At 41.5% G+C, this 9,055-nt stretch carries 7 protein-coding genes; 5 read left to right on the top strand and 2 right to left on the bottom strand.

Annotated features, from left to right (window positions below):
- Positions 1-70 precede the first annotated feature (70 nt).
- From KKA81_01790 to KKA81_01780, 3 genes are all read left to right on the top strand, one after another.
- A complete protein-coding gene (locus KKA81_01790) occupies positions 71-280 on the top strand; it encodes an integrase core domain-containing protein (GenBank protein ID MBU2649641.1) in 210 nt (69 codons plus the stop codon).
- Positions 281-944: 664 nt separating this feature from the next.
- The gene (locus tag KKA81_01785) at positions 945-2,288 is read left to right on the top strand and encodes a T9SS type A sorting domain-containing protein (GenBank protein MBU2649640.1); all 1,344 of its coding nucleotides are present in this window, start codon (positions 945-947) and stop codon (positions 2,286-2,288) included.
- Between the two features lie 353 nt (positions 2,289-2,641).
- Positions 2,642-3,838 (top strand): ATP-binding protein, encoded by a 1,197-nt coding sequence (locus KKA81_01780; GenBank protein ID MBU2649639.1) that lies wholly within the window; start codon positions 2,642-2,644, stop codon positions 3,836-3,838.
- Between the two features lie 4 nt (positions 3,839-3,842).
- On the opposite strand, the gene KKA81_01775 is transcribed toward KKA81_01780, so the two are convergent.
- Positions 3,843-5,834 (bottom strand): hypothetical protein, encoded by a 1,992-nt coding sequence (locus tag KKA81_01775; GenBank protein MBU2649638.1) that lies wholly within the window; start codon positions 5,832-5,834, stop codon positions 3,843-3,845.
- Positions 5,835-6,011: 177 nt separating this feature from the next.
- Between KKA81_01775 and KKA81_01770 the strand changes: the two genes are divergently transcribed.
- Both KKA81_01770 and KKA81_01765 read left to right on the top strand, forming a co-directional pair.
- Positions 6,012-7,232, top strand: a complete 1,221-nt coding sequence (locus tag KKA81_01770; protein MBU2649637.1) for a U32 family peptidase — start codon at positions 6,012-6,014, stop codon at positions 7,230-7,232.
- A gap of 369 nt (positions 7,233-7,601) precedes the next feature.
- Positions 7,602-8,447 carry a histidinol-phosphatase gene (locus KKA81_01765; GenBank protein MBU2649636.1) on the top strand — a complete coding sequence of 282 codons (846 nt, stop codon included), beginning with the start codon at positions 7,602-7,604 and terminating at the stop codon, positions 8,445-8,447.
- 2 nt (positions 8,448-8,449) lie between these two features.
- Here the strand turns inward: KKA81_01765 and KKA81_01760 are convergent, their stop codons facing one another.
- Positions 8,450-8,971: a flavodoxin gene (locus KKA81_01760; GenBank protein ID MBU2649635.1), complete on the bottom strand. Its 522-nt coding sequence runs from the start codon at positions 8,969-8,971 to the stop codon at positions 8,450-8,452.
- Positions 8,972-9,055 lie beyond the last annotated feature (84 nt).

The following is a 9,055-nucleotide window of genomic DNA, read 5'->3' as shown; positions in this document are numbered from 1 at the left end:
TTTAATCAACTTTAAGCCATCTGCCCTGGTGAATTATTTCCCTGTCTGAGTGGATACGGTAAAAATATAAATGGACGAAAAGCGGAGGGTTACCGACAATGCATTTATCGAACGCTTTTTCCGCACCATCAAATATGATAAGATATACCTGGAGCATCCGGAAACCGGCCAGGAACTTCATCAGGTATGTTCACAGTTTATTTTCTATTATAACGAAATACGGGATCATTCTTCCAATGGAGATGTGCCACCAATAAAAGTTTATAGGAGGGCTGCATGAGTTATCAACAAAAAATGGAGGTTATGAGTCTCCCCCCGGCCCCCCTCTTAATGATAATACAATTATATTTGTTTAAATTATTGTCCAGGGTAATTAGACCATCTCAATAATAAGATTAGTACCAAACTGGTTCTATAGTATTAATAATGTTTCTATGTTTCATAATCTACAAATATACTATTTGGAATTGAAATATCCAAATAGTAAAACTTCCTGGAAAAATATTTTCCATAATTGGATTTGATGTTTAATGAGATTGTCGATGAGTTGCGAGTGATGTTTAATTTATCTGACATCCGGCTTCCCACTACTCAAAATCTCTCTTGACTTATCAAAAAACTCTCTATATCTTTATAGCATAGTAAACAACCAAAACCAAACACCGTGAAACGAAGTACCCCCCCATTTTTATTTGCGTAATGATAACATTATTAAGTACTTGCGTCTTTTACAAGAATTTACAATCCCAAAACATTGTGATTGACAGCATCTTTACATCCGATGCGGTTTTGCGGAAATTCACATTGATAATCTATGCAGTTTTAGCAGCAGATTTACAATTATAGTAGGTAATTATCACTATTTTTAGTTAAGGCTTTTTAAACGACAGTAAACTAAATATATTAATACAGAAACTTTGAAATGATATCTTAACACTTTTGAAATGAGCTTCTTACTCCTTTACATAATGTTTGTATTCTTACCAGCAGATTCGTTTTTAATACAAAAATCGGTCATTGAATTAGTTTTTACTTCTGTAGAGAATACACAATGGGCAAAGGCAGACAGCATTAGAGTGGTAAATCAAAGTCAAGGTTGTGATACTGTTCTTTATTGGCCAGATACAGTTTTGGTATTGGATGGTTCTGTTGGGATCAATGAAAACTTTAATACCCAAAGTGAATTTGGTTTAATTACATGCTATCCAAATCCTGTTAAAGGTTACACCATAATTAGAATTAAGATTCCTAATGAATCTATAGTAGACATTACAATATGTGATAATCATGGAAGAGTTTTAATTAATGAAAATAAAGCTCTTTCTGCAGGAGTATATTATTACAAATTTATTCCTGGAGATAGCGGAATATTTTATTTTAATCTTCAGTTTAATAATATTAGTGAAAGCATCAAAATAATAAGTATAAGCACCAGAAGTGATAAGAAGAGCCATATTTATTATCTTGGTAGTGATTATCTTCTCCCAGTAAGTAAATTAAAAAAATTATCGAATCAAAATTTTATCTTCAATACAGGTGACACATTGTTATTGATTGCTTATAACGACACACTTGAATCAGGAATTCTTGATGCACCCGATAGCAGTAAATTGTATACTTTTCAATTTACTTTTAATATTCCTTGTCCTGGGATACCAACCGTTGAATATGAGGGGCAGATTTACAACACTATCCAGATTTTCAGCCAATGCTGGTTAAAGGAGAATTTGAATGCGGGGGTGATGATTCCTGGTGCTACCAATATGCAGGATAATGAAATATTGGAGAAATACTGCTACGATGATGATACGAATAATTGTACAGTATATGGAGGACTATATCAATGGAATGAGATGATGAATTACAGAAATGATCCCGGGGCACAGGGTATTTGTCCTGAAGGATGGCATATACCAACTGACGATGAATGGAAAATATTGGAAGGCAGTGTTGATAGCTATTATGGTATAGGTGATCCGGTTTGGAATATTTTCTTGACATTCAGAGGAGCTGACGCTGGAGATAATTTAAAATCGGAAAGTGGATGGAGCATTAATACCGGTACCGATTTATTTGGCTTTTCGGCATTACCGGGTGGAGATCGATATACGGATGGCAATTTTTATGTTATAAATCATGGAGGATTTTTTTGGACATCTTCAATTAATAAAGATTATTTAATCTATTCCTGGGATAGGGGAATTAGTTATTTAGGACCTAAAATTGAACGCACAGGCAATAATTTAAAGAGTAAAGGATTTTCAGTCCGGTGTATCCGGGACTACTAATTTGAAAATAATAATAATCCTTCAATCTGCCGTAAGCCTTCGGCCACGGGCATATTGCATATGATCAATGCAAAGGTGCAAAGGGACTCCATCCTACGGGATTCCATCCCTGGGAGAGGATGCATGAAACCCTTTGTTTACCGAGTGTTTTGTGGGACTCCATCCTGGGTAGACGGTCAATAAACCGGACGATACATAATAAGATATTTATGAATAATGATAACTAAGGGCCTACTGCTTTCAATAGAAAAAGGCTTTGCAAAATATTTCATTATAATGAAAATAAATCGCAAATATGAATAATAAATTCATTATAATGATATTTTGATGTATATTTGCAAAAAGTTTTCATCATGGAAAAAATATTGATCAGGGAGAAATACCTGGAAAAAATCAGGCCTTTTATTGGGAAAAGTATTATTAAGATTATTACAGGCCAGCGTCGTGTAGGTAAATCAACCTTGTTGCGGCAAATCATTGATATGATTAAAAATGATAATTCCAAATCCAATACTGTCTATATAAATAAAGAAAACAACGAATTCAGGCACATCGTCACTTCTGATGACCTTTACCATTTTGTAAAGAGTAAGGTATCCGGTATAAAGCAAAATTTTGTTTTTATTGACGAAATTCAGGAAATTGAAGGATTTGAAATAGCTTTAAGACAATTGTTTGCGGAAGGATACGATTTGTATTGTACAGGCAGTAATGCCAACTTAATGTCAGGTGATCTTGCCACCCACCTTTCTGGTCGCTATATTGAATTCCGTGTTAACAGCCTTTCATATAAAGAATTCATGCAAATTCATAAGCTTTCCAATACAAATGATACGCTAAACCTATATATCCGATACGGGGGAATGCCTTACCTCATCCATTTGCCTTTTGACGATGAAATCGTATTCGGATACCTTAAAAGTATTTATAACACCATTATCCTGAAAGATGTTGTAGCCCGGTACAATATCAGGGATATTGATTTTCTTGACCGACTGATCGAATATATATCGGATAACCTGGGAAGCTATGTATCATCCAAGAAAATCAGTGATTTCCTGAAAGGACAAAGGGTGAATTTGTCGGTGAACACCGTTTCAAATTACCTGAAATATCTTACGTATGCTTTTTTTGTGAACAAAGTACAACGCATGGATATCATTGGAAAAAAAAGATTTGAGATCAACGATAAATATTTCTTTTCCGATCTGGGACTTATCCATTCCATAATCCCGTTCACAGGCGATCACATCGGAAACATATTCGAAAACCTGGTCTATAATCAACTTATTGATCATGATTACAAGGTTTATATCGGGAAACACCAGAACAGGGAGATCGATTTTGTGGCCCAAAAAGGAAATGTTACGAAATACATACAGGTGGCTTACCTTGTGTATGATGAAAAAGTCAGGGAAAGGGAGTTCGGGAACCTGCTTAAAATCGGCGATAACCACGAAAAGATTGTCATTTCCGCTGATGAGTTTGTGTCTGATTTCAAAGGGATAAAACACTTCAACATCAGGCAGTTTCTTGAAATGAAGGATTAGTGAGTTACACGTCTTTAATCCCGCCTTCCAAAAAATACATCCTCATTTTCCCTTTCCCTTTGATCTCCATCGTTTCGCGGGCACTGAAGCGGAACTTGTCTTTTATGATCTCATAGGTTGTTTCCGACACATTGATCCGCATGGGTTCGGAGTTGCTTTCCATCCTGGATGCGGTGTTGATAGTATCGCCGAAAACATCGTAAATGTATTTCCTTACGCCAACTATGCCACCAACAACCTTTCCGCTGTGGATCCCGATACGGATCTTCCATTTGATTTCCGAATGGCCGTTTCTTTCTTCAAGGTAATGCCTGATCTCCAGGGCAGCCAGGGCCATGTTCTCCGCATGGTTTTCGTTTTTTTCCGGCATCCCGCAAACAGCAAGGTAAGCATCTCCTATGGTCTTGATCCGCTCGCAGTGGTGCTTCGTCATGATGTCGTCAAAGGCGGTAAAAATCCTGTTCAATTCTTCTATCAATACTGCCGGCTCAAGTCTGGATGAGGCATCGGTAAAACCCACCAGGTCAGAGAAGTACACGGTCACCTCGTCGAAGCTCTCGGGCTCTGTATACCCGTTCTCCTTCAGGTCGTTGACTACTTTCAGGGGTAAGGTATTCAGCAGGAGTTTCTCGGTCTTGTCCTTCTCTTCTTCCAGTTCATGAGTCCGCTCTTTAACCATGACTTCCAGCCTTTCTTTCTGTCCTTCCAGGATGCGCTGTTTCTCTTTTTCCTGTTCCAGCGTTTTGGCGGAAAGCAATTTTACTTGCTCAAGTTGTATTTTCAGATTCCTGTTCGTCCTGGAAAAATCCCTTGCCAGGAATAACGACATGGATACAGGGATACTGAGTACCGCCATCAAAACGGACAGGAAATACCATAAACCGTTAATAACAAGCCCACCCTGGAAGAGGATGATAAAGGAGATTACCGTGAAGAAGGCAATAAACACCAGCACTCCAACCCCAATGATCCAGGAGCCGCTAATACGTCGCCATATAGCCTGAACGGTCACCCTCACGATCTCAAAAAACACAATGACGGAGAACCCTGCATAAATGAATGTTATAAATGAAACATTGAAGACATAACACAACGTGGATATAAAGGCAAGTGCCAGCACCACCCAGAACATCCGGGGAAGCTTTTCCCAGAACATGGAATACAGAAGCCTGACCAGCGGCACCAGGATAAACGGGTAAAGCAGGGAAATAAGGTATCTTGTTTTAATAACAAAGCCCGTACCGAAAATGAAGGAGTTGACCGCAAGCGACCACAGGATCAACACGGCAAAGGCCATGACGAAGATGCTGTAATAGAGGTTCGACCTGTTCTGCCGGAAAAAGACATACAGCAGAAAATGCAGGGCTCCCAGAACCACAAAGATAATTATAAGGGATATAAATAACAGGGAGACGACATAAAGGCTTATCATGCGGTCGATACTTCCTCTGAAAGTGCTGATGAACATATTAAACCCGGCCAGGGGAGTATTGTATCTTTTATAAAATTTTTCCGCCTCCCGGTTGGAGTATCGCACAGCGATCACATGATGTTTTTCACTGTCAAATCGCAACAAAAAGGGAATATTCATTGGATTGCTCCTGGATTCCTCTCTGTCCGCTGTACCCACTGTCCCGAAACTCCTTATCCTTTTGCCGTTATGATAGATCTCCGAAGCCCCGACCTGCCGAAGGGTTAAGGTTGCGAACTCATCCATCAAAGAAGAATCGATTTCGATATGCAACCGGAACCAGGCATTCCCGGGGAAAAACGACTCTTCCCTGCCTGTCAGCAACAGTTCTGTGGAAAGTGTGTCCCAGTTTTCATCAGGAAAGTCAAAAGCAGCCCAGGCAGTATCATCCCCGGGATGATATAACCACAGGGTATCCAGGGCAAGAAGTTCGTTAGACAGGCTGTCGATCCGGTACACACGCTGTTCCTGGGAGAAAACATTATTGAATAAGAATAAAGAGATCAACAGAATAAGTTGTTTCATGAAGCGATGTTTTGGGGATGTAATATAACAATAATAAAGATAAGCTAATGATCGCAGATCGCAGATCGGAGATCGAAGATCGCAGATCGCAGATCGCAGATCTAATTCATCGATCTCCGATCTCCGATCTTCGATTTCCTGTATCTTTGCAAACGTATGAAAACCCCGGCCGAAATAATGTCTCCTGCCGGCTCGTTCGAGTCGCTGATGGCCGCCATACAAGGCGGTGCGGACTCGGTGTATTTCGGGGCGGGAAGGCTTAACATGCGCTCACGGTCGTCGCAGAACTTTTCTATTGAAGACCTGAAGGAGATCGTTCGCATTTGTGATGAACATCATGTGCGTTCTTACCTGACCCTGAACACGGTCATTTTTGATACGGAGCTGGACGAGATGCGAAAGTATGCAGATGCTGCAAAAGACAGCGGTATCAGTGCCATCATCGCTTCCGACCAGGCTGTGATACAGTACTGCAACAAGACCGGGATGGAAGTGCATATGTCGACCCAGACCAACATCACCAACATCGAAGCGGTTAAGTACTATGCACAATATGCCGATGTGATGGTTACCGCACGGGAGCTTTCGCTGGAGCAGGTTGCCGCCATTACCAGGGCTATCGACAAACAGCAGATCAAAGGGCCTTCCGGGGAGCTTGTCAGGATAGAAGTCTTTGCCCACGGCGCACTGTGCATGGCCGTTTCAGGCAAGTGCTACCTCAGCCTCGACAACCTCAACTTCTCCGCCAACCGCGGCGAATGCCTGCAGGTATGCCGCCGGCCTTACAAGGTCACCGACCTCGATGGCAACATTGAGCTGGCCATAGACAACGAATACATCATGTCGCCCAAAGATTTGAAAACCATCGACTTCCTGGATAAGATACTGAAGGCCGGAGTGAGGGTTTTAAAGATCGAAGGCCGCGGCCGTTCACCCGAGTACGTGAAGATCGTAACACAATGTTATAAGGAAGCCGTACTGGCATATTCCGGCGGAAGCTATTCACCTGAAAAAGTGGACAATTGGAACGAAAGACTTAAATCGGTTTACAACCGTGGTTTCTGGGATGGATACTACCTTGGGCGTAAAATGGGGGAATGGTCGGAACAATATGGTTCCCAGGCCACCCGGAAAAAGATATACGTGGGAAAGATCTCCAATTATTTCACCAATCTACAGGTAGCAGAGATCAAAGTAGAAGCCAATGACCTTGTCACCGGCGATGACATTTACATCATCGGCCCAACCACCGGGGTTTATGAGGGTAAAGTGCAGGAGATCCGCCTCAACACACCCGAACCCGTGTTAAAAGCCTCACGTGGAGATGTTTGCTCCATTCCCGTAGAAACCTTCCTGAGAAAATCCGACAAAGTCTATAAAATTGTTGATACTTTTTAATGCTCATAAGGGTTACCTTTTGCCCGTTTTCCGTATTAATTTAAGCATCTGGTCAACTAAAGTTTTTTAATTTTTAAGTTTATTAGATTTGGGAATGAGAGCGTCTGGTCAACGCTCTCTCCTTTTTGATGTATGCTTCATTATATACGTAACCCCATCCGGGATACTACTGAAATAAGGAATTGATACGCTAACCGAAGGGTTACCTTTTCCGTAGAAAAGGTATCAATAAGTGAAAAGTTAATTTTTCATTTTGATATTATAAGATTTGGGTTAGAGAGCGTCTGGTCAACGCTCTCTTTTTTTATGTCATCGCAACTTTGCCCCATGGTTTTTTGTTACTTTCACAAACCCAACATTACCTGAGGCATGATGCGATTTAACCTGCACACACATACCCGTTTCTGCGACGGCTCCAACGATCCGGAATCGTATATCCAAAAGGCTGTCGAAGAGCAACTCTCCATCCTGGGGTTTTCCAGCCATGCTCCTGTTCCTTTTAGCAACCAGTTTGCCATACCTTCCGATGCAGTTTTGCTGGAGTATTGTCAGACCATACGCATCCTGCAGGAAAAATACCGTGGTAGGTTAAAAATACTCCTGGGACTGGAAATCGATTATATTCCAGGACTGACGCGTCCATTCGACGAATTCAGGAAGATAGCCGGGCTTGATTACGTGATCGGGTCGGTACATCTGGTCACCAATGCCGAAAAAAAGCGATTGTGGTTCATCGATGGATCATCGCGGGAAACCTATGACCGGGGGTTGGAGGATGTTTTCGACGGTAACATCCGAAAAGCGGTCACAGCCTATTACCACCAGCTCAACCGCATGGTAGCTGAGGAAAAACCCGATATCGTCGGTCACATGGATAAGATCAAAATGCATAATCAGAATCGGTACTTCCTGGAAAACGACAATTGGTACAGGGATCTGGTAATGGAAAGTCTTGATGTTATAGCTAAAAACGGTTCCATTGTGGAGGTCAACACCCGGGGGATTTATAAAAAGCGTTGTAGCAGTCTTTATCCCGATGGGTGGATTCTGGATGAGATATTGAATAGACAAATTCCGGTGACCATAAGCACCGATGCACACAAGCCTGGTGAGTTAACTCTTCTGTACGATCAAACGAGGGAGCAACTTTTACAGCGGGGATTCCGTGAAGTATGGATCATTTCGGAAAATGGTCCGGCACCAATAGCCCTTTAGCATTAAAATCCGGCTTCTTTCTTAATTTGTTTTACCCAGGAAAGAATGCGTTCATTCGTAAGCTCGGGTTGCTGGTCGTTGTCGAGGGCCAGTCCCAGGAAATGATCTCCTTCTGCCGAACGTGATCCTGTGAAATCATAGCCTTTAACAGGCCAGTAACCTATGAAATCAACGTGGTGTCGGGCAAACTCCTCACGGATAGCGGCAATGCCGTCGACAAAATGATCAGGATACAAAACCTGGTCGCCCAGACCGTAGATGGCAACCTTTTGTCCGTGAAGGTGTATCTTCCCAAGTTTTTGGAAAAAATCGATCCAGCGGGTCTTATGAGTGTCTTCCCAGTTGTCGGCGCCGACGGTTGAGCCACCAACAATGATAAGATCATATCCGGTCAGTGATTCCACATCAACCTGGGTTATGGTAAACAAGTCAATTGGATGACCTTCAAACTGTTCAACTATTTTGTTGGCTGCATTTTCAACGTTTCCCTTCTTTGGCCAGTAGATCAATGCTGTCTTTTTCATGATTATCGCTTTTATGGGGGCAAAAATAGATATAATCTGTGCAAATCTGAGTAATCTGTGGTGAAATAATTTACCACAGATTAC

The sequence above is a fragment of the Bacteroidota bacterium genome, assembly GCA_018831055.1.
Taxonomy (GTDB): domain Bacteria; phylum Bacteroidota; class Bacteroidia; order Bacteroidales; family B18-G4; genus M55B132.
Note: the sequence above shows the minus strand (reverse complement) of the source record. Positions and strands in the feature narration are given on the sequence as shown.